This is a genomic window from Pseudomonas sp. ASL8 (assembly GCF_056680355.1).
This window is the reverse complement of record NZ_CM155278.1, coordinates 3,041,401-3,065,509: the sequence shown is the minus strand read 5'-3', so window position 1 is coordinate 3,065,509 and position 24,109 is coordinate 3,041,401. Positions and strand designations below refer to the sequence as shown.

General features: G+C 57.8%; 18 protein-coding genes. 6 read left to right on the top strand and 12 right to left on the bottom strand.

The genetic code is table 11. The features are described from left to right. Positions 1 to 117 precede the first annotated feature (117 nt). Together AC1MEA_RS14045 and AC1MEA_RS14040 are read left to right on the top strand one after the other, a co-directional pair. Positions 118 to 315: a hypothetical protein gene (locus tag AC1MEA_RS14045; protein WP_219061673.1), complete on the top strand. Its 198-nt coding sequence runs from the start codon at positions 118 to 120 to the stop codon at positions 313 to 315. Positions 316 to 426: 111 nt separating this feature from the next. Further along, positions 427 to 996, top strand: a complete 570-nt coding sequence (locus AC1MEA_RS14040) for a DUF1003 domain-containing protein (protein ID WP_330201657.1) — start codon at positions 427 to 429, stop codon at positions 994 to 996. 207 nt (positions 997 to 1,203) lie between these two features. Here the strand turns inward: AC1MEA_RS14040 and mgtA are convergent, their stop codons facing one another. The 5 genes from mgtA to AC1MEA_RS14015 form a co-directional block, all read right to left on the bottom strand. Beyond that, on the bottom strand, positions 1,204 to 3,969 hold the full coding sequence (gene mgtA / locus AC1MEA_RS14035; RefSeq protein ID WP_480416513.1) for a magnesium-translocating P-type ATPase: 2,766 nt from the start codon (positions 3,967 to 3,969) through the stop codon (positions 1,204 to 1,206). A 515-nt stretch (positions 3,970 to 4,484) separates the two neighbouring features. Next, positions 4,485 to 5,762, bottom strand: a complete 1,278-nt coding sequence (locus tag AC1MEA_RS14030; protein WP_219061676.1) for a serine/threonine transporter — start codon at positions 5,760 to 5,762, stop codon at positions 4,485 to 4,487. A gap of 187 nt (positions 5,763 to 5,949) precedes the next feature. Next, positions 5,950 to 7,440 (bottom strand): DASS family sodium-coupled anion symporter, encoded by a 1,491-nt coding sequence (locus tag AC1MEA_RS14025; protein WP_480918145.1) that lies wholly within the window; start codon positions 7,438 to 7,440, stop codon positions 5,950 to 5,952. A 160-nt stretch (positions 7,441 to 7,600) separates the two neighbouring features. After that, positions 7,601 to 8,932, bottom strand: a complete 1,332-nt coding sequence (locus AC1MEA_RS14020) for an ATP-binding protein (RefSeq protein ID WP_480416512.1) — start codon at positions 8,930 to 8,932, stop codon at positions 7,601 to 7,603. Continuing rightward, positions 8,929 to 9,618 carry a response regulator gene (locus AC1MEA_RS14015; protein ID WP_480416511.1) on the bottom strand — a complete coding sequence of 230 codons (690 nt, stop codon included), beginning with the start codon at positions 9,616 to 9,618 and terminating at the stop codon, positions 8,929 to 8,931. Before AC1MEA_RS14015 ends, AC1MEA_RS14020 begins: the two co-directional genes overlap by 4 nt. Positions 9,619 to 9,804: 186 nt before the next feature. On the opposite strand from AC1MEA_RS14015, the gene dsbD reads away from it, so the two are divergent. Genes dsbD through dsbG form a run of 3 tightly spaced genes read left to right on the top strand, consistent with a single transcriptional unit; the run spans position 9,805 to position 13,147 of the window. Continuing rightward, entirely contained in the window at positions 9,805 to 11,547 is a 1,743-nt protein-coding gene (gene dsbD / locus AC1MEA_RS14010; protein WP_480416510.1) for a protein-disulfide reductase DsbD, read from the top strand. Beyond that, positions 11,547 to 12,383 (top strand): prolipoprotein diacylglyceryl transferase family protein, encoded by an 837-nt coding sequence (locus AC1MEA_RS14005; RefSeq protein ID WP_480416509.1) that lies wholly within the window; start codon positions 11,547 to 11,549, stop codon positions 12,381 to 12,383. Before dsbD ends, AC1MEA_RS14005 begins: the two co-directional genes overlap by 1 nt. Further along, on the top strand, positions 12,380 to 13,147 hold the full coding sequence (gene dsbG / locus AC1MEA_RS14000; protein WP_480416508.1) for a thiol:disulfide interchange protein DsbG: 768 nt from the start codon (positions 12,380 to 12,382) through the stop codon (positions 13,145 to 13,147). The genes AC1MEA_RS14005 and dsbG overlap by 4 nt, the downstream gene beginning before the upstream one ends. Positions 13,148 to 13,207: 60 nt before the next feature. Here dsbG and AC1MEA_RS13995 read toward each other — a convergent pair whose 3' ends face one another. Then, on the bottom strand, positions 13,208 to 14,161 hold the full coding sequence (locus AC1MEA_RS13995; RefSeq protein WP_449633686.1) for an AraC family transcriptional regulator: 954 nt from the start codon (positions 14,159 to 14,161) through the stop codon (positions 13,208 to 13,210). Positions 14,162 to 14,403: 242 nt separating this feature from the next. Between AC1MEA_RS13995 and AC1MEA_RS13990 the strand changes: the two genes are divergently transcribed. Further along, positions 14,404 to 14,967, top strand: coding sequence for a TetR/AcrR family transcriptional regulator (locus AC1MEA_RS13990; RefSeq protein ID WP_480416507.1), 564 nt, complete (start codon positions 14,404 to 14,406; stop codon positions 14,965 to 14,967). Positions 14,968 to 15,133: 166 nt separating this feature from the next. Here AC1MEA_RS13990 and fabF read toward each other — a convergent pair whose 3' ends face one another. The 6 genes from fabF to AC1MEA_RS13960 all read right to left on the bottom strand — a co-directional run bounded on the left by fabF (position 15,134) and on the right by AC1MEA_RS13960 (position 23,665). Further along, entirely contained in the window at positions 15,134 to 16,408 is a 1,275-nt protein-coding gene (fabF, locus tag AC1MEA_RS13985; protein WP_449633684.1) for a beta-ketoacyl-ACP synthase II, read from the bottom strand. A gap of 29 nt (positions 16,409 to 16,437) precedes the next feature. Continuing rightward, positions 16,438 to 17,244 (bottom strand): SDR family NAD(P)-dependent oxidoreductase, encoded by an 807-nt coding sequence (locus AC1MEA_RS13980; protein ID WP_219061685.1) that lies wholly within the window; start codon positions 17,242 to 17,244, stop codon positions 16,438 to 16,440. A 675-nt stretch (positions 17,245 to 17,919) separates the two neighbouring features. Beyond that, positions 17,920 to 18,252 (bottom strand): ComEA family DNA-binding protein, encoded by a 333-nt coding sequence (locus AC1MEA_RS13975; RefSeq protein WP_480416506.1) that lies wholly within the window; start codon positions 18,250 to 18,252, stop codon positions 17,920 to 17,922. A 728-nt stretch (positions 18,253 to 18,980) separates the two neighbouring features. After that, on the bottom strand, positions 18,981 to 20,978 hold the full coding sequence (locus AC1MEA_RS13970; RefSeq protein ID WP_480416505.1) for a polysaccharide biosynthesis protein: 1,998 nt from the start codon (positions 20,976 to 20,978) through the stop codon (positions 18,981 to 18,983). A 107-nt stretch (positions 20,979 to 21,085) separates the two neighbouring features. Continuing rightward, entirely contained in the window at positions 21,086 to 22,114 is a 1,029-nt protein-coding gene (locus AC1MEA_RS13965) for an MraY family glycosyltransferase (protein ID WP_449633680.1), read from the bottom strand. Between the two features lie 597 nt (positions 22,115 to 22,711). After that, positions 22,712 to 23,665 (bottom strand): NAD-dependent epimerase/dehydratase family protein, encoded by a 954-nt coding sequence (locus tag AC1MEA_RS13960; protein ID WP_480416504.1) that lies wholly within the window; start codon positions 23,663 to 23,665, stop codon positions 22,712 to 22,714. Positions 23,666 to 24,109 lie beyond the last annotated feature (444 nt).

The following is a 24,109-nucleotide window of genomic DNA, read 5'->3' as shown; positions in this document are numbered from 1 at the left end:
ATCCGTTTGCAGGGTTGATCCCCCCAACTTTTTCTGGGTAAGGTGCACTGTCGCTACATCACCAGTGGCCTGGACAGACATCCGGGAACAAGGACTCAATACGCAAGGAGATTTTTCATGACGAACGTCATCACTTTCCCTGACGCCCATGAACGTGATCGCCTCAAGTCCGATGACCATCCTGGGTTGTTATATCTGAGCAAGAAAGAGCGCCTACTGATCGAGGAGCTGCGACTGACCAGCCATGCGGGTCGGCAATACGTCTACGACTATGCGCACATCATGCAGGTGTCCAAGCCCTTGCACCCTGATTAAGAGCGACCGGCGGTATCGGCTTGCCGAACATATCGAGGCGGCTGGAGTGCGGCTATAGTGGCGGCAAGGGCGTTAGTGCCCGTCCGTTTACTTGAGCATCAGGAATTTTTCATGACTGCCGCCGCGCCCGACTCCCCCGCTTCCGATCCCGCCGCACCGACTGCTCCGAAGAAGGCGCATGTCGATCACTTGCGCTTCCACAAGCAGCATGCCCACCTGTCGCCCACGTTTGGCAACGACAGCTTTGCTCTCAAGGCTGAAGCATTCGCACGCTTCTTTGGCACGCCAATGTTTCTTGGCGGGCAAACGTTGATCGTCGTGCTGTGGATCGGGGTCAACCTGAGTGGCTTCACCCAATTCGACGTCTATCCGTTCATCCTGCTCAACCTGGCGTTCAGCCTGCAAGCGGCCTACGCCGCGCCCTTGATCCTGCTCGCCCAGACCCGTCAAGCCGCACGGGACAAAGCCCACGCAGATGCCGATGCGCAGCACCGTGAAGCACTGGCGTTAGCCAATGAGCAGCGCATGGCAATGGCCGCACAGAACGCTGCGCAAATGCTTCAACTGCTCGAGCAGAACACCCGCCTGACCGAAATGACCAAAGCCCTGACCGAACGCGTCGAGACCCTGACCATTGAGATGCACGGGCACTTCGTCAAAAAGAAAACGGACCCTGTGTAGCGCGCTGTCGCGCAGAAACCGAGGGGTCAGCGTTCGGCCGGAAATCCCACCAAATAAAACGATTATCATTCAATGAGTTACAGCCTTTCCGTAGGAGCTGACTCGTCAGCGAAGACCATTCAACGAGGTCTGTCAGGCACACCGCGTTGCGGCTTTCGCAGACAAGTCTGCTCCTACAGAAGAGCGAAGACTATTCAGCCAGGCCTGTCACTGCCAGCCGAAGCGTCGGATGTAGAAGCCTTTCACCGCCTGGGTCAGGCCCATGTACGCCAGCAGAATCACCGGCAGAAAGGCGAAGTACAGCGACGGCAACGCTTGCAGTTTGAAGTAGTGCGCCAGCGGCCCCATCGGCAGGAAGATCCCCACGGCCATGATGACGAAGGTCATCACCATCAGCGGCATGGCCGCGCGGCTTTGCAGGAACGGGATCTTCGGCGTGCGGATCATGTGCACGATCAAGGTCTGGGTCAGCAGCCCGACGACAAACCAGCCCGACTGGAACAGGGTTTGATGGTCTGGGGTATTGGCGTCGAACACGTACCACATCAAGGCAAAGGTGGTGATGTCGAAGATCGAGCTGATCGGTCCGAAGAACAGCATAAAGCGCCCGACATCCCCTGGCTGCCAACGCTGCGGTTGTTTGAGCATTTCCTCATCGACGTTATCGAAGGGGATGGCAATCTGCGAAATATCGTACAGCAGGTTTTGCACCAGCAGATGCATAGGCAACATTGGCAAGAACGGGATGAACGCGCTGGCCACCAGTACCGAGAACACGTTACCGAAGTTGGAGCTGGCGGTCATTTTGATGTACTTGAGCATGTTGGCGAAGGTCCGACGGCCTTCCAGTACGCCCTCCTCCAGGACCATCAGACTTTTTTCCAGAAGGATGATATCGGCCGCTTCCTTGGCGATGTCCACCGCGCTGTCGACTGAAATACCGATGTCGGCCGTACGCAACGCCGGAGCGTCGTTGATGCCGTCGCCCATAAACCCGACCACGTGCCCGTTGGCTTTGAGCATGCGCACAATGCGTTCCTTGTGCGCAGGCGTGAGCTTGGCGAATACGTTGGTGGTCTCCACCGCGACGGCCAATTCAGCATCGCTCATGCGCTCGACATCCCCCCCGAGCAGCAGCCCTTGTTGCTCGAGGCCCACTTCACGGCAGATTTTCGCGGTCACCAGCTCGTTATCGCCGGTCAATACTTTTACTGCCACACCGTGCGCGGCCAACGCCTTGAGCGCCGGAGCGGTGCTTTCCTTGGGAGGATCGAGGAACGCCACATAGCCGATCAATGTCAGCTCTTGTTCATCCGCCAGACTGTAGGTGTCTCGACCCGGCGCCATTGAACGAGCAGCCACCGCCACAACCCGCAGACCCTCTTCGTTGAATGCCGCAGTCACCTGACGAATACGCGCCAGCAGTTCAGCACTCAGCGCTTCATCGTCATCGCCATGGCGAACACGCTTGCACACCGCCAGTACTTCTTCCACAGCACCTTTGCAAATCAACACGTGTGCCTGATCCTGCTCGGCCACCACCACCGACATGCGCCGGCGGGTGAAGTCGAAGGGGATTTCATCGACCTTCTGAAACGCGGTGGCGACTTTCAGCTCGCGGTGCACTTCAACGTGCTCCAGCACCGCCACGTCCAGCAGGTTTTTCAGACCCGTCTGGTAATAACTATTCAGATACGCCATTTCCAGGACGTCGTCCGACTCATCGCCCCAGACGTCAACGTGGCGTGCGAGGAAAATCTTGTCCTGCGTCAGCGTGCCGGTTTTGTCCGTGCACAGCACGTCCATGGCGCCGAAGTTCTGGATCGCATCAAGGCGTTTGACGATGACCTTCTTGCGCGACAGGAACACCGCGCCTTTGGCCAGGGTCGAGGTGACGATCATCGGCAGCATTTCCGGGGTCAACCCGACTGCGATGGACAGCGTGAAGAGCAGCGCCTGAGTCCAGTCGCCCTTGGTGAAACCGTTGATGAACAGCACCAGTGGCGCCATCACGAACATGAAGCGGATCAGCAACCAGCTGACTTTGTTAACCCCGGTTTGAAACGAAGTCGGGGCGCGGTCGGTAGCGCTGACCCGTTGAGCCAGCGCGCCAAAATAGGTGTTATTACCCGTGGTCAGAATCACCGCCGTGGCGGCACCGGACACCACGTTGGTGCCCATGAACAGAATATTTTCCAGGTCCAGCGGGTTGTGGGTGCCGGCATCCTGCTGACGCGCGTACTTCTCGACCGGCATGGATTCACCCGTCATCGCCGCTTGGCTGACGAACAGGTCCTTGGCGCTGAGCACCCGGCAGTCAGCCGGGATCATGTCACCCGCCGACAACACAATCAGGTCACCGGGCACCAGTTGCTTGATCGGCAGTTCGATCCGCGATGCACCTTGAACCGCCGCTGCAGCACCATAAAATCTGGCGAACATCGGCGTCGCTTCTTCACTGGCCCCCCGACGCATGACGGTCGCGGTGTTGCTCACCATCGCCTTGAGGGCGTCAGCGGCCTTGTTCGACTTGGCTTCCTGCCAGAAGCGCAGCAACGTCGAAAGCACCACCATCGAGAAAATCACGGTGGCAGCTTTCATGTCTTCGGTCAGCCAGGAGATGACCGCCAGCAAGGTCAGCAGCAGGTTGAAGGGGTTTTTATAGCAATGCCACAGGTGAATCCACCATGGCAGCGGTTGCTCATGCTCGACCTCGTTGAGGCCGTATTGCTCGCGCAGTGCTTCGGCTTCGCTGTCGCTCAGGCCTTCGTTGTGGCTGCCGAGTTTCTCCAGCAAAGCACGCGCATCACTGTTGGCCCCCGCCACCAGGGTTTGTGCCAAGGTCGGCGGCACCTCACGGCTGACCGTGGCATCGGTCACGCTGTCGAGCAGCGCCAATCGACGGAAGTGCCGGGAGAAATGCCGGGTCCGCAGAAAACCTGCGAAAAATTCTTTCAAAAGGGTGAGTTTCATCGCTGTTCCCCTAACGGTTTACGGCAGGAGACCTCTTGGCAGGCACAGCCAACCTGAAGCCCTGCTCGACTTATCGGCAAGGCAGGCTTGGCCCGCATGTCGAAAACGACACGCGCGTCCGCAGCACCGCGATGACCGACTCGGGGGTCGGTCAACACGCACTGTTCAGCGTCGATGAGAGGACTTCGGGACAGGAACCTGGTCAGGTCTGTCGGGCTGCCGCTTCTCGCTTTTCGGCGAGACAACGGCAAGGGAATCTGCGCGTTATCGTGCCGAGAATATGCCGGTTATCAAAACCGGCCGACTACTGTCGCTCGAACAAGTACCCACTGTGGGTCTCCGCAATTGGTGAAAACGAGCGAAGCTTACGCCTCGGTATCAAGGGGAGTAAACCGCTGAAAAGCATCCGACGGGTCTATCAGAAACTTCTTCAGGAACGGTTCAGGAACAGTCAGGTAATCGAGGGTTGATCGCGCCAAAACGCCCATGTGAGCGCGATTCCCCTCTGATGCCGATCAGTCGATCAACGAATAAACCAACGCCGAAATAGCCACCAGACCGACCACAGTCACAAAGACATTGGACGCCTTGCCCGCGTAACGACGCATCGCCGGGACTTTATGAATGGCGTACATCGGCATCAGGAACAACAGCGCGGCGATAACCGGCCCGCCCAGGGTTTCGATCATGCCGAGGATGCTCGGATTCAACGTCGCCACCAGCCAGCAGACCAGCAACATGAATGCCGCTGTCAGCCGATCCAGAGTACGCGGCGCCGGACGACGCCCGGTTTTGACGACCAGGCCTTTAAGGCCTTCACTGGCACCAATGTAGTGACCCAGAAACGACTTGGTAATGGCCACAAAGGCAATCAGCGGCGCGACGAAAGCAATCGTCGGGTTGCTGAAGTGATTGGCCAGGTAGGACAGGATCGACAGGTTCTGCGCCTTGGCTTCAGCCAGTTGCAGCGGCGACAAGGTCAGCACGCAACTGAACACAAAGAACAGCACCATCACCACCATCAGGCCGTGGGCGCGCGCGAGAATCTGCGAGCTGCGTACTTCGGCGTGACTGCCGTACTGGCGCTTCTGGTCCACGGCGAAGGCCGAGATGATCGGCGAATGGTTGAACGAGAAGACCATCACCGGAATCGCCAGCCACAAGGTGTGCAACAACGCCGAGGGTTCAGGCAGCGTGGTCGCGGTGGCCAGGATCCCGCCATTCCAGTGCGGGATCAGAAACACCGCCAGGAACAGCAACGCAACGATGAAGGGGTAAACCATCAGGCTCATCGCCTTGACGATTGCCTTCTCGCCACAGCGCACCACAGCCAATAGCCCGACGATCAGCAAAAATGCCAGCAGCGCTCTGGGTGGCGGTTGCACATGCAGTTGATGCTCGAGAAAACTGCCCACGGTATTGGTCAACGCCACGCTGTAAATCAGCAGGATCGGGAACACCGCAAAGAAATACAGCAAGGTAATCAGCGCGCCGGCAGTCTTGCCGAAATGCTGTTCGACGACCTCGGTGATGTCAGCGCCTTCGCGTCCGGACAATACAAACCGGGTCAAGCCACGGTGGGCGTAGAACGTCATGGGGAACGCCAGCACAGCCAGAATCAGCAGAGGCCAGAAGCCCCCGATACCGGCGTTGATCGGCAGAAACAACGTACCTGCACCGATTGCCGTGCCAAACAGGCCCAACATCCAGGTGGTGTCATGGTGGCTCCAGGAGGCAACGCCCGCTGGCACCGATTCAACGCGTTCATCGACGCTGGTGGCCTGGTCATTCATCCGCTCGACATCTCCGCTAGCCAGTCATTACTGCAAGGCCGGGGCGGATCACAACACTTTACAGTCCGCGCCCCCAACCTTAAGAGGGGCGCGATTGTCCGGGATTAGGCTTAAGAATCAAAGGCCTGTCTGAGGAACGGTCTTCCGCGCGTCAGCAAAACCATGCTCAGCGCTTCGCGAAAAACCCTTACATCCAGCCTAGCCACTTCCAGTAGGTCGCGCCGAACACCAGCATCAGCAGGTACCCAATCAGCGTGACGACCAGGCCGACCCGGGCGAATTGTTTGGCGGTGAAAGTTTCCGTGCCCAGGCACACCATATTCTGCGGTGCATTGACCGGCAGGATGAAGCCGTAGCTGACCGCGAAGCCCAGCAGCATGGTCATGCCCAGTCGATTGAAATCGCCGGGCAAGGTTTGCAGCACGGCAATCAGGATCGGCAACATGGCCGAGGTCAGCGCGGTTGCACTGGCGAAACCCAGGTGAATCAAGATCAGAAACGCCCCGAGGATTGCGAAGACGCCCAGCGGACCCACTTGGTCCAGGCCGGTATGGCTGACCACCTGAGTGCCAAGCCATTGACCCGCATGGGTGGTCAGGAGCGCTGTGCCGAGGCTGATCCCCACTCCGAACACAATCACCGTGCCCCATGGAATCCGCGACTGCACATCCTTCCAGGTCATGATCCCCCAGCGCGGCAGCAGCAGAATCACCAGCCCGGCATAGGTCGTCGAGGTGGTGTCGAAGCTGTGCAGCTTGCCCTCGGTGGCCCAGACCAGAAGCAGCAGTATCGAGACGGTCAACAGACGTTTCTGCGCGCCGGTCATGGGCCCGATATCGGCCAACGACTTGGCAACCGCCTCCTTGCCGCCGGGAATGCTGTCGCTTTCAGGCGGGAGCATTTTCAGCACCAGGAACATCAACACACCAGACATGATGATTGCCCACGGAGCGCCGGCAATCAGCCAGTCGATCCAGGCCACACGCTGACCCAGCATTTTGTCCATGAACCCGGCCGTCAGCAGGTTCTGCGCGGCGGCGGTCTGAATCCCGACGTTCCAGATGCTGGTGCCCTGCGCCACGATGATCATGATCGCGGCGGCGATATTCGAGCGTTTATCCACACCAAATGCAGCAATGACCCCCATCATGATGGGCACGACACAGGCACTGCGCGCCGTCGCACTGGGGACCACAAGGCTCAGTAAAATCGTCACCACGATGGCGCCGAGCATGATGCGTCGGGTGCTGGTACCGATCCGCGACAGCGTAACCAGCGCTATGCGCCGATCCAGCCCGGTATGGGTCATGGCCGCGGCGATGAACAGCGCACCCACGACCAGCGCCAGCGCGGCGTTGGAAAACCCGGTCAACGCCATGGTAATCGCGGCAGAAGAACCGTAAATCACCGAAGGGTCCTGAAGCGTCGGCGCGGTCCCCAGCAAAAACGCCATGAGCGAGGTAATCATGATCGCGCTGGCTTCGTACGACACGGCCTCGGTAATCCAGACAACCACGGCGAACGCCAGAATCGCCAGCATCCGATGGCCTGCGACAGGCAAGTCGGTCGGCAACGGCAAGAGCAGCACGCCCACCATTACCAGCGCGGCAACCACCAACCCCACAGGGAATTTGATGCGGGCCGCAGGCTGCGCCGGCACGGTCTCGGGTGCATTCATGTCCATCCCCACTGATCCTTCATGACCTGATTCAGACAGACATCCGCAACACCGCGAGCATCCAGCTACTGCGCGCAGAATAGCAGCACACCCGCCGACAGGCCTTGACCCGAGTCAACAGGCCCGGGCCTGAGCCTTGATCCATCATCAATGCAGGGGGCTACTTCGCCTGATTGCTCCGCAGTGGCACACGCAGTTCGACGCGCAAACCATCAGGTTGGCTGTCGAATGTCAGGGAGCAAGCGCAGCGCTGAACAATGGCTTGGACGATGGCCAGGCCCAGGCCGCTTCCAGGGCTTTTACCGTTGCGCCAGAAGCGTTCGGTGAGGTGCTGCAGGTCCTCGCTCGCAATCCCGGGGCCGTGGTCGCGCACACGGAAGCAGGCGGTGTGCGCATCGGTCTCAAGGCTCAGCTCGACCTGTGCCTCGGCAGGCGTGTGGCGCAACGCGTTATCCAGCAGATTGCGCAACGCGGCGACGGCCAATACCGCAGGCATCTCCACCGCCGCGAGGGAGAGATTCTTCGGCATGTGCAGCTCGATGCGCGAACTGTCGCCCAGGCTAGCGTCGTGGATGGCCAACCGCGCAACCTCTTCAGCGCTGCACTGCACCCCATCATCAAACGACAGACTGCCCTCCACCCTGGCCAGTAACAGCAATTGCTCAAGAGTTCGGTGCAGACGGTCGGCACCCTCTTCCGCGTGGGCCAATGAGCGATCCCGCACCGGGCCTTCGGTCATGCGTGCCACTTGCAGGTGGGTTTTGATAGCGGTCAGCGGGCTGCGCAGTTCATGGGCGGCATCACCGGTCAGGCGGCGCTCGCGCTCAAGGGTCTGGGCGATGCGCTGGAACAATTGATTCTGGGTATCCAGTAACGGCTGCAGCTCGCTGGGCAGATCGGGGACGTGCAGCGGCTCGACGGAGTCCGCACTGCGCCGCTTCAAGGCATCGCGCATTCGATTGAGCGGCGCCAAACCCTGACCAATGCCCAGCCACAGCAACGCCAGGCTACCGAACAAGGCCACCGCCACCGGCACCGACGCCGCGAGCAAGATGGAATGCTGGAGGGTGTCGCGTTCAGCCTGTCGATCTGCCGTGGTAATGCGCAGATCACCCTGGGTCAGGGTGAAACTGCGCCAGTGTTCGTCATTGATCATTTGATCGTGAAAGCCCGACTGCTGGGCGTCGAGGGCCTGATCGGGGTCGGCATGACTGCGCACCAGCACCTCCCCCCGCAGCGAACTGACCTGGCACGCGAGCCCGCCGGGAATACCCAATTGCTCGGCACTCAGAGGCGTGCCGTCACTTTTGCCAGGCGTCGGCAACTGCTCAAGCAGACCGGCAACCATGTGCGCCGACGCGCCCAGACGCTGGTCGAGGGACAGCATCATCTGGCTGCGCAAATCGCAGAGCATCCAGGCCGCTGCCAGGGCCCAGATCAAAACGAACACCGACCCGAGAATCAGGCTCAGGCGCACCCTTAAACTCATCATGGCGCCTCCGGGCCGGTGCTCTTGGCATCCGCTGGACCGAGGCGATAACCCAAGCCACGCACGGTTTCGACGATCGTGTGGCCCAGCTTTCGACGCAGATGGTGGATGTGCACGTTGAGTGCATTGCTCTCCACTTCATCGCCGAAGCCATAGACGCTGTCCTTCAATTGCTCACTCGACAGCACCCGACCGTGGTTATGCAACAAGGCGTGCAACAGCGCCTGTTCGCGACGGGAAAGGTCCACCGGCTGCCCGGCCAGCAGGGTTTCGCGGCTGCTGGGGTCATAGGTCAGGCAGCCATGTTCGATCAGGTTCACCGAGCGCCCCGCCACCCGACGGATCAGGGTATGCAAGCGAGCGCTCAGCTCGCGCAGATCGAAGGGTTTGAGCAGGTAATCGTCAGCCCCCGCCTGTAAACCGGCAACCCGATCAGTCACCGTGTCCCGCGCCGTGAGAATCAGCACGGGCAACTCAAGACCGTTCTGGCGCAACTGACGCAGCAGCGTCAGGCCGTCTTCATCGGGCAAGCCGAGATCGAGAATCAACACATCGAACTGCGCCGCCAGCACCATCGCCCGCGCAGCCGCCGCCGTGGCGACATGGTCCACCGTCAGCCCCTGGGCATTAAGGCCCGCGACAATGCCGCTGGCGATCAAGTCATCGTCTTCGCAGAGCAATACGTGCATGGTGGACTCGGGAAAAAAAGCCATTAAAGCAGAACACGATTAACCCGCGATTAATGATCCCGTGTCCACCCATCCCGGTAAGAGACTCCGCGGCGCCGAAGACAGTGCTCACGCTCAGCCATTAACGCTCGCTTAATCGACACCCCGCATCCTTGCCCCATCTGTCACTTCAAGGCTTTTTTGTTCATGCGGATTTTTTGGCTGTTTATCTTTTACCTGATACCCGCTCTGGCCCAAGCACTCCCGAGCACCGACCCTTTCGCTCAGGCGGACTTTCTGCCTGCGGACAAGGCGTTTACGTTCAGCTCCGAGCGCCTGGCCTCAGGTGAGACGCGCCTGCACTGGCGCATCAGTGAAGGGTATTACCTGTATCAGCAGCGACTGAAATTCGAGGGCTTGTCGCCGGAAAACAGGCCCGCGCTGCCTGAAGGCGAGGCCCACAGCGATGAGTATTTTGGCGAACAGGAGGTCTATCGCACTACCCTGGCGCTACTGATCCCCGCCTCCGCCAGCGGGCAAGTGAAACTGAGTTGGCAAGGGTGCGCCGACGCCGGGCTGTGTTACCCACCGCAAAACAAAGTGCTCGACCTGGGCGGCAACAGCGACGTCAATCCAGGCATTTCCCAGGCGCCGGACCAGGCACTGGCGAGTAGCCTGCAGCAACGTGCACTCGGCTGGAGCCTGTTGATTTTCTTTGGCCTGGGCCTACTGCTGGCCTTTACCCCTTGCTCGTTACCGATGCTGCCGATTCTGGCCGGCGTGGTGGTCGGCAGTGGTGCGAGCCCAAAACGCGGGCTCGCCCTGGCCAGCAGTTATGTGCTGAGCATGGCGCTGATCTACGCAGGTCTCGGTGTACTGGCCGCGTTGCTGGGCGCCAACCTGCAAGCGCTGTTGCAACAACCCTGGTTGCTCGGCAGTTTCGCCGCGCTGTTTGTCATTCTGGCGCTACCGATGTTCGGCCTTTTCGAACTGCAACTGCCCGCAGCCCTGCGTGATCGACTGGAAAGTGCCGGGCGCCAGCGTCAAGGCGGGAGTCTGGTCGGTGCCGGGGTGTTGGGCGCCTTGTCCGGGCTGATGGTCGGCCCTTGCATGACCGCACCGCTGGCCGGCGCATTGCTCTACATCGCACAAAGCGGCAATGCGCTGCACGGTGGTCTGGTGTTGTTTGCCATGGGCTTGGGCATCGGTGTGCCGCTCTTGCTGCTGGTCACGGTGGGCAATCGCTTCCTGCCAAAACCGGGCGCCTGGATGAACCTGCTCAAAGGCGTGTTCGGCTTTCTGTTCCTTGGCACCGCGCTAATCATGGTGCGGCCGCTTCTGGATGAGGCGCTGTGGGTCGGCGTGTGCGGTGTTCTGCTATTGGTCGCGGCCTATGCCGCCGTGATGCAGGCCCGGCAACTCAAACGCGCCGCGATCCTGTTCGGCCCCGGCGGACTGGTGATCGGGCTCTGGGGGGCCTTGATGCTGATCGGCGCGGCAGGCGGCGCCGAAGATCCGTTGCGCCCATTGCAGGTGTACAACGCCACGCAGGGGGCAACGGTGCAAAACGCCGTTGAACATAGCGCGTTCACCACAGTCAATGAACCCGAAGCCCTTCAGCGCGAACTAGACGCCGCAAAGACGCAAGGTCAATGGGTGTTGCTCGACTACTATGCCGACTGGTGCGTGTCCTGCAAGGTCATGGAGAAACAGGTGTTCGCAAAACCCGAGGTGCTGACTGCATTGAAAGAGGTACGCCTGCTACGCCTGGATGTCACTGCCGACAACGCCGCCAGCCGCGAACTCCTCAGTCGCTATCAAGTACCGGGGCCGCCGAGCCTGCTGTGGATAAGTCCAACGGGCGAAGAGCGGCGTGACCGACGCATCACCGGCGAGGTGGACGCCCAGCCCTTTTTGCAACACTGGCAAGCAACCCGGGAGCGTGGCTGATGTTGAGTGTCTCGATTGGCCCCTTCGCCCTCGCGATGAACCACGTGCTGCTGATCGTCGCCCTGGGGTTGGCAACCCTGGTCGGCTGGCGTGTCGCCAAACGTGGCGGCGTCAATCCCGAATCAGCGCTCTTCAGCCTGTTCGTGCTCGGTCTACTCGTCGCGCGGCTGGGGTTTGTGATCGCTTACTGGCCACAGTTCCGCGAAGAACTCTGGCAGATCATCGACATTCGCGACGGTGGCTTTCTGATCTGGCCCGGCGTGCTGGCAGTGATACTCGGCGGCCTTTGGCGCGGCTGGCGTCAGCACGCATTGCGTCGACCGTTGGGCCTGGGCTTGAGCAGCGGCCTGCTGTTCTGGTTGCTGGCAACCATGGGCCTGAACATCTACCAGGAAAGCGCGCGCCTGCCACAGATGACCTTGCGCAATGCTGCCGGAGAATCGGTGCAACTGGCCGACTACACAGGCAAACCGTTGGTAATCAACCTGTGGGCAACGTGGTGCCCACCGTGTCGCCGGGAAATGCCGGTGCTGCAAAAGGCACAGGCAGAACGCGAGGACGTGGTCTTCCTGTTCGTTAACCAAGCCGAAAGCCAGCAGACCGTCGCCGGCTTTATCGCCGACCAAGGCCTGCATCTGCGCAACGTGCTGTTCGATGGCAGCGGCAAACTGGCGCAAAGCGTCGGCTCCATGGCCCTGCCCACCACCATTTTCTATACCGCCGATGGCCGCCTACATGGCAGCCACCTCGGCGAACTGTCCAACGCCAGCCTGGCGCGCTACCTCGATAGCGTCGACAGCGATGCGCCCTCTTCACGCTCAAGGACTATCCCATGACATTACCCCGTCAATTTTTAGCCGTTTCCATCAGCCTGATCGCCCTGCAAAGCTCGCTGCTGCACGCCGAAACATGGCCCGAACCGATCCGGGCGCTAGAAGCCAAGGGCGCGCGCATCGTCGGCAGTTTCGATGCCCCGGATGGTCTGCGTGGGTATGCCGCCGAGTATCAGAATCAAGGCATGGCGTTCTACCTGACACCGGATGGCAAACATGTGCTGGCCGGCAATCTGTACGACGAAAAAGGCAAGGACTTGAGCAAGGCGCCGCTGGACAAGCTGGTGTATGCACCAATGGCGAAAGAAGTCTGGAACAAGATGGAGAACAGCACCTGGATCGCCGACGGCAGCAAGACCGCGCCCCGAGTGATCTACCTGTTCAGCGACCCGAATTGCCCTTACTGCAACATGTTCTGGGAACAGGCACGACCGTGGGTCAAGGCTGGCAAAGTACAGTTGCGGCACATCATGGTCGGTATTATCCGCGAAGACAGCGCCGCCAAATCCGCCACGCTCCTGGCCGACAAATCCCCCGAAACCGCGCTGAACGCTCACGAAAGCGCTGGTAAAAGCAGCCCGCTCAAACCCTTGGCAACCATCCCGAAAGAGATCCAGACCAAGCTCGACGCCAACCTGAAATTAATGACCGACCTGGGCCTGTCCGCCACCCCGGCCATCTTCTACCTCGACGACCAAGGCCACCTGCAACAGCAACAAGGCGCACCATCGGCCGAGACGCTGAGCACAATAATGGGGCCCAAATAACCCTGGCAGGATATGAAGCGGCCTTATCTGCGAGGACAGCGCAGCATTTACCACAGAGAATCAGCGGCGTTTCAACGTCACCGACGGCAACTCACCGAATTGATTCTTGTAGTACTCGGCGAAACGGCCCAGATGGAGGAAGCCGTAATCCAGAGCGATTTCGGTCAGGTTGCGCACGCCGTGACTCGGGTCGGACAAACTGGCCTGGATGCGTTCGAGCTTCTTGCTGCGGATGTAGTTCATCGGCGTGGTGCCCGCATGGCGTTCAAACAGCGCATACAGCGACCGAACGCTCATGTGGCTCAACTGCGCCAGTGACTCGACGGTGATGTCTTGCTTGAGGTTCTGCGAAATGTACTGGGCCAGTCGTTCGAATGGCGCGGACTGCACGTCAAGCGTCTCGCGGTTGACGTTGGTACCCAGTAGCGAGAGCAGTTTGCTCGCAATGATCTGGGTGTAATGCTCACGAACCCGAGGTAACACCAGGTCCGTTTCCGCTTCCTGACAGACCAACCCCAACAGGCTCATAAAACCATCGAGCTCGGCCAGGTTATGGCGATTGGACGCAAAACGAATGCCTTCGCTTGGCTTATGCCAGCGTAACTCGGCGCAGGTCAGGTCGAGCAAAGGCAGCGGCAACTTGAGAATGAATTTTTCGCAATCGGCGGAATACATCAGGTCCACCGGATCGTCCGGGTTAATCAACAGCAACTCGCCCGGCGCGAAGTAATGCTCCTGCCCATAGGATTTGGACAGGCACTGACCCCGCAGCAGAATTTGCAGGTGATAGATGGTTTCAAGCGCGGGAGACGTCACGTGGACACTGGCGCCATAACTGATGCGGCACAGGTCGAGACTGGCGAATTTAGTGTGATTAAGACTGGCCTGCGGCCTTGATGTTGCAGGCAGCCGGATGCAGTGGGAACCGACGTGCTGATTGACGTATTCCGACACCGCGTAAGGGTCGGCGCGCTCAAACACCATGCTCTTTTCGTTAAGCAGAAGGCTTTGCATACACCGCACACCCATCTTGTTTTTATAGTTGCTCACAGTGCCCGGAAGATCCGGGCATTGGCACTATCAAGAGGGTACTGGAGATAGCGGGCAAACAACAGACGACTGTCCGATCACCGAACACTCTCTGCAATCAACTGATAGCCGGGCAACTGTCCAGTGAATGTTTGATGCAGCATGTTGCGCATCCATGTAAAAATGACATACACCATCTCATGAGCCCTAAACGGGAGGCTCCAGCAATGCGCTACTCGGAAGACCATAAAGCCCAAACTCATCAACGGATCGTCAAGGAAGCGTCTGCGCGCTTTCGGCGTGATGGCATCGGCGCCACAGGCCTGCAACCGCTGATGAAAGCCCTGGGCCTGACCCATGGTGGCTTTTATGCTCACTTCAAATCCAAAGATGACCTGGTCGAACAATCCCTGCGCAAGGCTGCCGACGATCTTGCTGATCACTGCAACAATCTTTTCGCAGAGGAAAGCCCGCTGGTAGCCTTTATAGACAGCTACCTGTCGTCAGAGCACCGTGCTTCGCCAGATAAAGGCTGCCCGCTGCCGACCATGTCTGCGGAGCTGGGCCAACGCGGACAGGCCAGTCCGACGACCGATGAAGTTATCCAGTCCCGGCTCAAGTCCATCGAAAACACACTGCCCGACCAAACCCGTGCCCGCGAGCAAAGCATCGTCATGCTCTCGACCCTGGTCGGTGCATTGCTACTGTCGCGCAGCGCAAATGACCCAGAGCTGTCCGACCAAATCCTCGACACCACGCGTGAGTGGCTGAAGCAGCAAGTAACCGCTTGACTATTCGCTTACATACCCCACCGTTTCTGGCCGACAGGCCGTGGGAGCTGACTTGTCTGCGAAGGCCATACGCCTCGGATCGCCTGACCCTTCAGGTTGTCTGACCTTCGCAGCGGGACGCGTAGCTACTAGTCAGCGTCTACAGAATAGACATCGTCCTCACCCCTCAATCGTGCCAGCGCCGAAACAGCACGCTCGCATTGACCCCACCAAACCCGAACCCGTTGGACAAGGCATATTCAATAGCCATTGGCCGTGCCGCGCCATGGACGATATCCAGGCCCTGCGCCGCTTCATCGGGATTGTCGAAATTGAGAGTGGCTGGCGCAATTTGATCGCGAATCGCCAATGCCGTAAAGATCGCCTCGATCCCGCCCGCCGCGCCGAGCAAATGCCCAGTGGCTGACTTGGTCGACGTCACTGCAATCGACGCCTGATCACCAAACACCGCCTTGATCGCCGCCATCTCCCCCTTGTCGCCCACCGGCGTGGACGTGGCGTGCGCATTGAGATGCTGGATCTCGGAAGGTTGAATCCCGGCCTGACGAATCGCCGCCTGCATCGAGCGCCGGGCCCCGCTGCCATCTTCCGGCCCCGCGGTCAGGTGATAGGCATCAGCCGTGGTGCCATACCCCACCAACTCGACAATCGGCTTAGCTCCACGCGCCAACGCATGTTCCAGCGACTCAATCACCAGAATCCCTGCGCCCTCACCCATCACAAACCCATCGCGGTCACGATCAAACGGACGCGACGCACGCTCCGGCGTGTCATTGAAGGCACTGGACAACGCCCGCGCCGCCGCAAATCCGCCCAGACTCACGCGATCAATCGCCGCCTCAGCACCGCCGCAAACCGCAATATCTGCCTCGCCGCAACGAATCATCCGCGCCGCATCGCCAATCGCCTGAACACCCGCAGCGCACGCCGTCACGGGCGCGCCCAGCGGCCCCTTGAAACCATGCTGGATCGAAACATTGCCTGCTGCGAGGTTGACCAGAAACGAAGGGATCGTGAACGGCGACAAACGACGCGGGCCACGGCTGTCCGTGATCCGAACCGCCTCGGCAATCGCACTGAAACCTCCCACACCAGAACCAATGATAGTCGCCGTGCGCTCCTGAGCGTCTTCGCTGTCAGCAACCCAACCCGCCTGAGCCACCGCCTCCTTGGCCGCCGCCAGCGCGTACAGAATGAAGCGGTCCATCTTCTTCTGCTCTTTAGGCGGCGCAGCAGCGTCCACATCGAACCCGGCCTCGGCGTCATCGGCGATCAATGGCACAACGCCACCGACCTTGCCCGGCAGATCGGCCACCACCTCTTCCGGCAAACGAATTACCCCGGAACGGCCCGCCAACAAGCGTTGCCACACCGCCTCCACGCCACTGCCCAAAGGTGATACCAGGCCCATGCCCGTCACTACGACTCGGCGTTCGCTCATGCAATAACCCTCGACTTTAAAATAGAAGCTCAAGCAACCGGAGCTTTGTAACGAGCCGCCGCACTGCTCAAAGACAAACCAGGACCCAGCGCACCACGGGCCGCCATCGCAGCCTCCCAGTCCGCTGCATTCGCCAGAGAAGGAATGGTCACCCGTTCGCCCTGATCAAAACCCGCCAGCGCAGCATCCACCATCTCGCCGACCTCCATCACCATCTCCGGCGGAAACTTATTCACATCCATCCCGCTACGCTCCCAGATCTCAGTACGCGTTGCACCGGGCAACACAGCCTGAACCTGTACACCCAACGGACTGATCTCCTCACTCAACGACTGGGTAAGACTCAACACATACGCCTTCGTCGCCGCATACCCCGCATTGAAACGCTCAGGCATCAACGCCACCACCGAACCCACATTAATGATCGCGCCGCGCCCAACCGTGGAAAACCCCTGCGCCGCTGCCGACGCCAAATGTGTCAACGCCACCACATTGAGCTGAATCATACGATCCACCCCCTGCAGATCCGCCTCGGCCAACGTACCGGCAAACGCCACACCTGCGTTATTGAGCAACAGCGAAATAGACGCATCGCCCCGCAAACGCTGCTCGACCTTCAGCAAATCAGCCGTATCGGTCAAGTCCGCCTTCAGGACCTCTACCTTTACACCCGTTTCGCTGCGCAGTCGCGTTGCCAAGGATTCGAGGCGATCCAGATCGCGCGCAACTAACAACAAATCGTAGCCGCGTTTGGCGAAACGGTCGGCATAAGTAGCGCCGATACCAGAAGAAGCGCCAGTGATCAGGGCCGTGCCTTTTGCGTTCAAGGTGCTCATTGCAATTCTCCTGGGCGCTGAAGGCCCCGTAGCGGAAGACACATTTAATATTACGACCGTAATTTTAAACGATTATATGTCGACCAACATCAAACGTGTCAAGACACTACAGGGAATGGATTCTGCCGGGGGCGTAGGAGCTGACTTGTCTGCGAATAAGCCCGGCACGGGCTTCCGGCGGGTTCGGGTTTAACCCTGCAGCCATGATCACCTGCTGGCGGGTGTTGGATCGAGCTGCGGCAGGTGGACCGGCGCTGAATGGTCTTCGCTGACAAGTCAGCTCCTACAAATAATCTTCTATTTCAAATGGTTATCAATTTTTTGATAGGACTGTCGCGCAGCAAACTGAGTCCAGGTAACCCTGCAGCCATGATCACCTGCTGGCGGGGGCTGGATCGAGGTGCGGCAGGTGGACCGGCGCTGAATGGTCTTCGCTGACAAGTCAGCTCCTACAAATAATCTTCTATTTCAAATGGTTATCAATTTTTTGATAGGACTGTCGCGCAGCAAACTGAGTTCAGGTAGGAGCTGACTTGTCTGCGATAAGGTCGGCACGACCTTCCTGCTGTGGTGAGTCCAGCCATCTTGCGACTGCTGCACAGTCGATTCGCAGACAAGTCACCCCCCATTAAAAAGGCCAGTCAAAAGACCAGCCTTTCATCCACCAACGCCTGTTTAGTTAAGGCTTACCTTGTCGCGATTTTTTTCAAGGATCGCTTTGCCGATGCCTTTCACCTCAAGCAGCTCATCAATCGACGCAAACTCGCCGTTGGCTTCACGGTAAGCCACGATGGCCTTGGCCTTGGCGTCCCCCACTCCAGCCAATTCGCGCTGAAGCATCTCGGCATCCGCAGTGTTGAGATTGATTCTTTCGCCCTGCTCGGCCTGCATGGCCGGGGCGCTAATCGGGACCGGCGCTGAAACCTCGGCAACAGGCGCGGCACTCACAGCGACCGAAGCAGTGGTGAACAAGGCAAACAAGAAGGACGAGAGGACAGAAGTACGCATAAGTGACGCTCCATGTTATCCAGGGTGAGAGCAGCTTTCCGAAGCTGCCTCTCAAAGGTAGCCGAGCGTCGCTCCCCGTCAAAAACCGAAGCGTTACCGAATATTTGATCGCGCGTGCAAAGCCATAGCGAGCATCGGCTCCGTCCTAAAGCGCCCATCAGGTTCATTTGAAACCATTATTTTTCAAACCCATGCTTATTCTGCGTGAGCGACATAATTCTGTCGAAGCACGACAACTCCATATTTTCCCGTGCTATCCATATGAAATAATTCATTTAAATAAGTGACAAAAAAACGCCAAAACATAAAAACGTCAACTTGCCGGCAGCCACACAAACACAGCTCCGAAAAAACAAACAAAAGCCGTTTTTTTGACGACAAAAATAACGGACTTTAACTTGAACAACTTAATTTTAGAGGTAAATTTAGTTCAGGATTTTTTTGACGCTGAGCAAAAAAGGCTCAAATCCGCGGTTGTTCGGACAAAGACATACCGAATCAGGAGCAACAAAATGTTAACTTTTTTTCTGTGCTGGGGCGCTGCTTCGGTAGTCGGCACTTTAATCGCACTAAGCCTTATCTGGAGCGGGAAACGCGCAAGTCAAGAAACCAGCGAACTATCATCCCGCACTGCCCCTGATTCAGCATCAGCGTCCAGAACACTGCAGGCCTGAACACTTGCAACTTCTGCTACTGCCTGAACCCCCCCAGCAGAATCGCCCCACCTGTCATAACGGATCTTTACGACCCTGCTGGTACATCCAGTCGACAATCTCATCCTCGGGGCTGTAGCCGCTGACCACTTCGCGAAGCAACTGACGAACACGCTCGTAGTCATTGGCGTCAACAGCGACCAGTAACTCAGTGATGCTCGCTTTCAATTGATCCCAGCTCAGATGAGCCTCATTGGCGCACATGATCATCGGGTGCTGGGTCTCGGAGACGTTATCTCCAATCAGCAGCTCCTCATAGAGCTTCTCACCAGGGCGCAGGCCTATGAACTCAAGCTCTATGTCGCCCTGAGGGTTTCGCTCCGAGCGAATGCTCAGGCCTGACAGGTGGATCATCTTTTCAGCGAGCTCAACAATTCTCACAGGCCGCCCCATGTCCAGCACAAACACATCCCCACCCTTGCCCATGGAACCCGCCTGAATAACCAACTGAGCGGCTTCAGGGATTGTCATGAAGTAGCGGGTGATCTTGGGATGGGTGACGGTCAGCGGCCCGCCGCTTTTAATCTGCTTGTGGAACAGGGGGATGACTGAGCCTGACGATCCCAACACATTGCCAAACCGAACCATCGTAAAACGCGTGTTATTGACTTGGGAAACATTGGCCTTGTCGCCAAAAAGTACCGGCGCCAGTTCCCGGCTCAATGCCTGCAACGTCAGCTCCGCAAGTCTTTTGGTGCTGCCCATCACATTCGTGGGGCGCACGGCCTTATCGGTGGAGATCAATACAAAATTTGAAACACCGGACTGCAGTGCGGCCTCAGCGGTGTACAGCGTACCCATCACATTATTCAATATGCCTTCGGCAATATTGTGTTCGACCATCGGCACATGCTTATAGGCGGCAGCGTGGTAAACCGTGTCCACCTTCCAGGTGTTCATCACCTCAAGGAGTTTCCACCGGTGCTGCACCGACCCCAGAATCGGCAATAACTCAACAGGAAGCGACTCGCGTGCGATGCGCTTTTCAAGCTCACTCAGAATGCTGTAAAGATTGAACTCGCTGTGATCGAACAACAGCAGTTTTACGGGTCCAAGATGGACGATCTGCCTGCACAACTCAGAACCAATCGACCCGCCCGCCCCCGTCACCAGAACGACCTGCTCTTTAATGCAATGCTCCAGCAACTCCTCTTGAGCCGGTACCGCATCGCGACCCAGCAAATCTCCAATATCCACCTCTTGGATATCACTAACCTTAACCCGGCCACTGGCCAGGTCTGTGAAGTTCGGTACGCTGCGTACGTGCAGTGGAAAGCCTTCCAGATAACCGAGAATCTCCCGACGCCGCGCACGGGTCGAAGACGGCAGTGCCAGCAATAGCTCGGTTGCGCCGGTGACCTCAATCATCTGCTGGATATGCTTGGGTTTGTACACCTGCAAGCCGGCAATCACCCGATCAGCAATGTTGGGATCGTCGTCAATAAATGCCACGGGGCGCAAGACACGCCCCATGCGCAAGGCGGCAACCAGCTGGTTACCGGCGACACCGGCCCCATAGACCGCAACCTTGGTCAGGCCATCGTCACGATTGGTGAACGGAACATGATGGGCACCCGAAAACCAGTCACCCATAAAATACTGGCGCATGGCGAGGCGCAGCCCGCCGATGATCACCATGCTCAACCACCAATAATTGAAGATGATCGAGCGCGGCACGAGGGTCTTGTGATCGCTGTACCAGTAAACGACGAACGCGAGTATCAGCGCAGACAGGCTGACCGCCTTGATGATGGCAATCAGCGCATCATTACCAAAATAGCGCATCACCGCTCGGTACATGCCGAAACGAATAAACAACGGAATGGCCACCACAGGGGCAGCGATAAATAACCACGTGTGCTGGAACAGAGGATGAGTCACATCCTCCACCCCCAAACGAACGACGAACGACAGCAGCAGCGCAACCCAGACCAGCACGATGTCCGCGCAGACCTGTATCAGCCGCTTCCGCCTTCTTGGCAGTCCCACCAGAAACGCACGTAATTTATCCATAAATCGATTAGCCCCTGAAGGCCCCATGCCTCGTGTCAATCAGCGGTGGCAATTGTACGTACCTTTGCACTTTCATCACTGAAAAAATTGGACAACTGCAATGATGCTTAATTACCGCGACCGGGAGTCTCCAGCTCGCCGGCATGAAACTTAATCGCCAAGAACACCAGCGGCACATAGGCCACGATCAGCCCGAGCGTTCCATCCAGTCCAAAACAGGCGACCGCTACAGCGATAGGCAGCAACCAAAGGAGATTAATCAACCCCACGGCCAAGGTGACAGGCAAGTGCCTGCCGTAGAGGCGAGAAGCAAACTGATAAGCATGACTGCGATGCGCCTCATACACTTTGTCCCCGCGTATCAAGCGGCGACTCAACGTAAATGTAGCATCGACAACAAACACCCCCAGCAAAATCAGCCACCCCCAGAATAGCTGAGGCGCAGCCCAGGCGGCCTGAAGAGACAACACCCCAAGCATCACCCCCAGGAACCCGCTGCCGGCATCGCCCATAAAAATTCGGGCAGGAGGAAAATTCCAGCACAGGAACCCTGCCACTGACACAGCAAGCAGCAGGGGCGCCCACATCAGGTCGCCGTGCCCAGTCAATCCATACAGCAGGCAAGCCCCTAGACAGACACAGAGCGCTTCGACACTGGCCAGACCGTCGATACCGTCCATGAAGTTGTAAAGGTTGAGCATCCAGACCAGATAAAACAGAGCAAGAACCTGTCCGAGCCAACCCAACGAAATCGACATGCCAAAAAAGCTGATCGCGGGCAACCCGCCAAGCCAGAACAAGGCCCAGGCTGCCGCTGCGAAATGCCCAAGCAAACGCCATCTGGCAGCAATGTGCCCGTGATCATCCATAAAGCCGATGACCGCGATCAGCACCCCTGCCCCACCCGCCGCTAAAAAAGCGGCTTGCGTCAGTACCCCCAGCCAACATAGAAACCCTAGGGACAAAAGAAACGCCAACACAATGGCCACCCCACCACCCCGGGGCGTAGGCAAAGAGTGAGAACTTCGATCATTAGGGATGTCCAGCAGGCTTCGGGCGAGCGCATAGCGGCGTAGAGCACCGGTCAGAACGAACGATAAAACAGCAATTGCGGGGGGAAGCCACCAATAACTCATGAGTGACCTGATTCCAGAAAGTGGTGCGCAGTCAGTCTTAACCCTTGATCCAGACCGACCGTAGGCGTCCAACCTAATAACGCTTGGTTTTTGCTGATATGCGCTTGCAGTGACCCAAACAGCCGCTGAGCCACATGCATGACAAACTCCAGGCCTGGCAACGCTGGCTGCCGGCTCGTCGACGTTTCAAGATCCGCGATGACCAGAACCTCGACAGACGCAGGAAAGCAAAAGCTCAGATTTCTACCTGGGTCTCTGACGGAAAAAGCTTCAGATGAAGCCTGGTACCTGACCAGCGAAGCGCCCAGAAAACCGTTCACCCACGTAACAAGAATTGATCGACCAACCATTTCAATGACTCTAGATGATGCAAGCGCAGACGCGAGACTGCTGATGATACTGAGAGACCAGAAGACCGTCTTTAGAAAACTCATGAAATTATGTGCGTGCGCCACTCCTAATCGATTCCAGCATCTAAACCCAAGACAGGAACAGTTTAGCGTTGGGACGCACCATGACGTGCTGGCGCCGAAAGGAAATCAGGAGCAACGCGTCAGCCGCACTGAATGTGGGGACCATGAGGCGAATAGGGTGTACTCAGCGCCTGAAGCCGCTGTCTCGCCCCGCTTTTCTCAAAGCGTCATCCGCCTTTAATGGGGGTTGCCAGCAAAGTAAATTTCGAGCTTTGCTGGAATCAACCACCAACGAGCTGCACAGTTGTTCAACTACATGCTGTCTGCCGACAACACCAGCACTTAAACGCATTAAGCTAACAGGCACGGTTAGCAGGCGCACTTTTTTACTCATGCCCTCAGCCAAGTACTTCACGATCTCAGATATGGAAAAATCAACCCCATCCGATACTAAAAAAAGCTCATTGGCAGCGGCAGGATGATCCGTACAAAGAACAATAAAATCTGCTAAATTCTCCAAGGCCACCATGCTGCGCTGATTACGCACCAAGCCAAACGGCAGTGGCACACCCGACGCGACCAGCTTCAATAAACGCGAAAAATTACCCGGTGCATGCCCCGCATACACAAGCGGTGGCCTAATAATAACCAGCTCCATAGTCGTATCCTTCAACAACGCCAATAAAGCTTGCTCAGCCTCAAATTTTGATACCGCATAATCAGCATGAGGATCGGGCAAAGACAGCTCAGAAAAAGGAAAATCTAGAGTACGAAAACCATTAACCCCAATAGAACTGATAAAAACAAAACGCTTTACACCTGCATGCAAAGCCTGTCTGGCCAAAGACAGAGCAGCCTCAACATTGATGCGCCGAAAATCAACTAAAGGATCATTAGAAATTTCTTTTAACACATGAGCGCGCGCTGCAAGATGGACAACTACATCTACGCCAGACAGTGCAGCAGTCCAGTCAGTCTCCGAGGTTAATTCAGCAATCTGCGCAACGCTGACAGCGTCGGAGAAAACTGCAGAAGAACTGCGAACAGCAACAGTCAAAGAATACTTAGCGTCCATAATAATGCGTTGGGCAACAGCTTGACCGACAAAACCGGTGGCACCTGTCAAGAGTAGTTTCATAGTTGATATTTCATCCAAATTCAAGAGTTTCTCATGGCACCGTGCGCGCGCTCGACACAGGCAATACCGTCCATTAAGTTATAGAAATTGAGCATCCAGACCAGATAAAATAGTGCACGAATCCGCCCGAACCATCCCAACGAAATCGACATCCCAAAAAAACTGATCGAGGGCAGCCCGCCATGCCAGAATGATGCCCAGGCTGCCACCGCAAATGCCCGAACAAATGCCATCTAGCGACATTGTGCCGCCCGTGACCATCCATAAAGCCGATGACAGCGACAAACCCCATGCGCCGGCGCCGCAAAAAACGCAGCGGACGTAACCCCCATGGGCCTAGGCAGGTGCTAACCCACTGATGATACTGGCCGGTCTTCAGGTCATTTGGGAGATGACAAGCAGGCGAGGCCTGTCTACGCGTATCGCCGACCAGATGCACTGCGT

Excerpts from the sequence above, each read along its gene's own strand:
- dsbD (WP_480416510.1), top strand. The coding sequence starts at position 9,805 with ATGCGGATTTTTTGGCTGTTTATCTTTTACCTGATACCCGCTCTGGCC.
- AC1MEA_RS13995 (WP_449633686.1), bottom strand. The coding sequence starts at position 14,161 with ATGCAAAGCCTTCTGCTTAACGAAAAGAGCATGGTGTTTGAGCGCGCC.
- AC1MEA_RS13970 (WP_480416505.1), bottom strand. The coding sequence starts at position 20,978 with ATGGATAAATTACGTGCGTTTCTGGTGGGACTGCCAAGAAGGCGGAAG.
- AC1MEA_RS14030 (WP_219061676.1), bottom strand. The coding sequence starts at position 5,762 with ATGAATGACCAGGCCACCAGCGTCGATGAACGCGTTGAATCGGTGCCA.
- AC1MEA_RS13960 (WP_480416504.1), bottom strand. The coding sequence starts at position 23,665 with ATGAAACTACTCTTGACAGGTGCCACCGGTTTTGTCGGTCAAGCTGTT.
- AC1MEA_RS13980 (WP_219061685.1), bottom strand. The coding sequence starts at position 17,244 with ATGAGCACCTTGAACGCAAAAGGCACGGCCCTGATCACTGGCGCTTCT.
- AC1MEA_RS13975 (WP_480416506.1), bottom strand. The coding sequence starts at position 18,252 with ATGCGTACTTCTGTCCTCTCGTCCTTCTTGTTTGCCTTGTTCACCACT.
- dsbG (WP_480416508.1), top strand. The coding sequence starts at position 12,380 with ATGACATTACCCCGTCAATTTTTAGCCGTTTCCATCAGCCTGATCGCC.
- AC1MEA_RS14025 (WP_480918145.1), bottom strand. The coding sequence starts at position 7,440 with ATGAATGCACCCGAGACCGTGCCGGCGCAGCCTGCGGCCCGCATCAAA.
- AC1MEA_RS14040 (WP_330201657.1), top strand. The coding sequence starts at position 427 with ATGACTGCCGCCGCGCCCGACTCCCCCGCTTCCGATCCCGCCGCACCG.
- AC1MEA_RS14020 (WP_480416512.1), bottom strand. The coding sequence starts at position 8,932 with ATGATGAGTTTAAGGGTGCGCCTGAGCCTGATTCTCGGGTCGGTGTTC.
- AC1MEA_RS13990 (WP_480416507.1), top strand. The coding sequence starts at position 14,404 with ATGCGCTACTCGGAAGACCATAAAGCCCAAACTCATCAACGGATCGTC.
- AC1MEA_RS13965 (WP_449633680.1), bottom strand. The coding sequence starts at position 22,114 with ATGAGTTATTGGTGGCTTCCCCCCGCAATTGCTGTTTTATCGTTCGTT.
- mgtA (WP_480416513.1), bottom strand. The coding sequence starts at position 3,969 with ATGAAACTCACCCTTTTGAAAGAATTTTTCGCAGGTTTTCTGCGGACC.
- AC1MEA_RS14045 (WP_219061673.1), top strand. The coding sequence starts at position 118 with ATGACGAACGTCATCACTTTCCCTGACGCCCATGAACGTGATCGCCTC.
- fabF (WP_449633684.1), bottom strand. The coding sequence starts at position 16,408 with ATGAGCGAACGCCGAGTCGTAGTGACGGGCATGGGCCTGGTATCACCT.
- AC1MEA_RS14015 (WP_480416511.1), bottom strand. The coding sequence starts at position 9,618 with ATGCACGTATTGCTCTGCGAAGACGATGACTTGATCGCCAGCGGCATT.
- AC1MEA_RS14005 (WP_480416509.1), top strand. The coding sequence starts at position 11,547 with ATGTTGAGTGTCTCGATTGGCCCCTTCGCCCTCGCGATGAACCACGTG.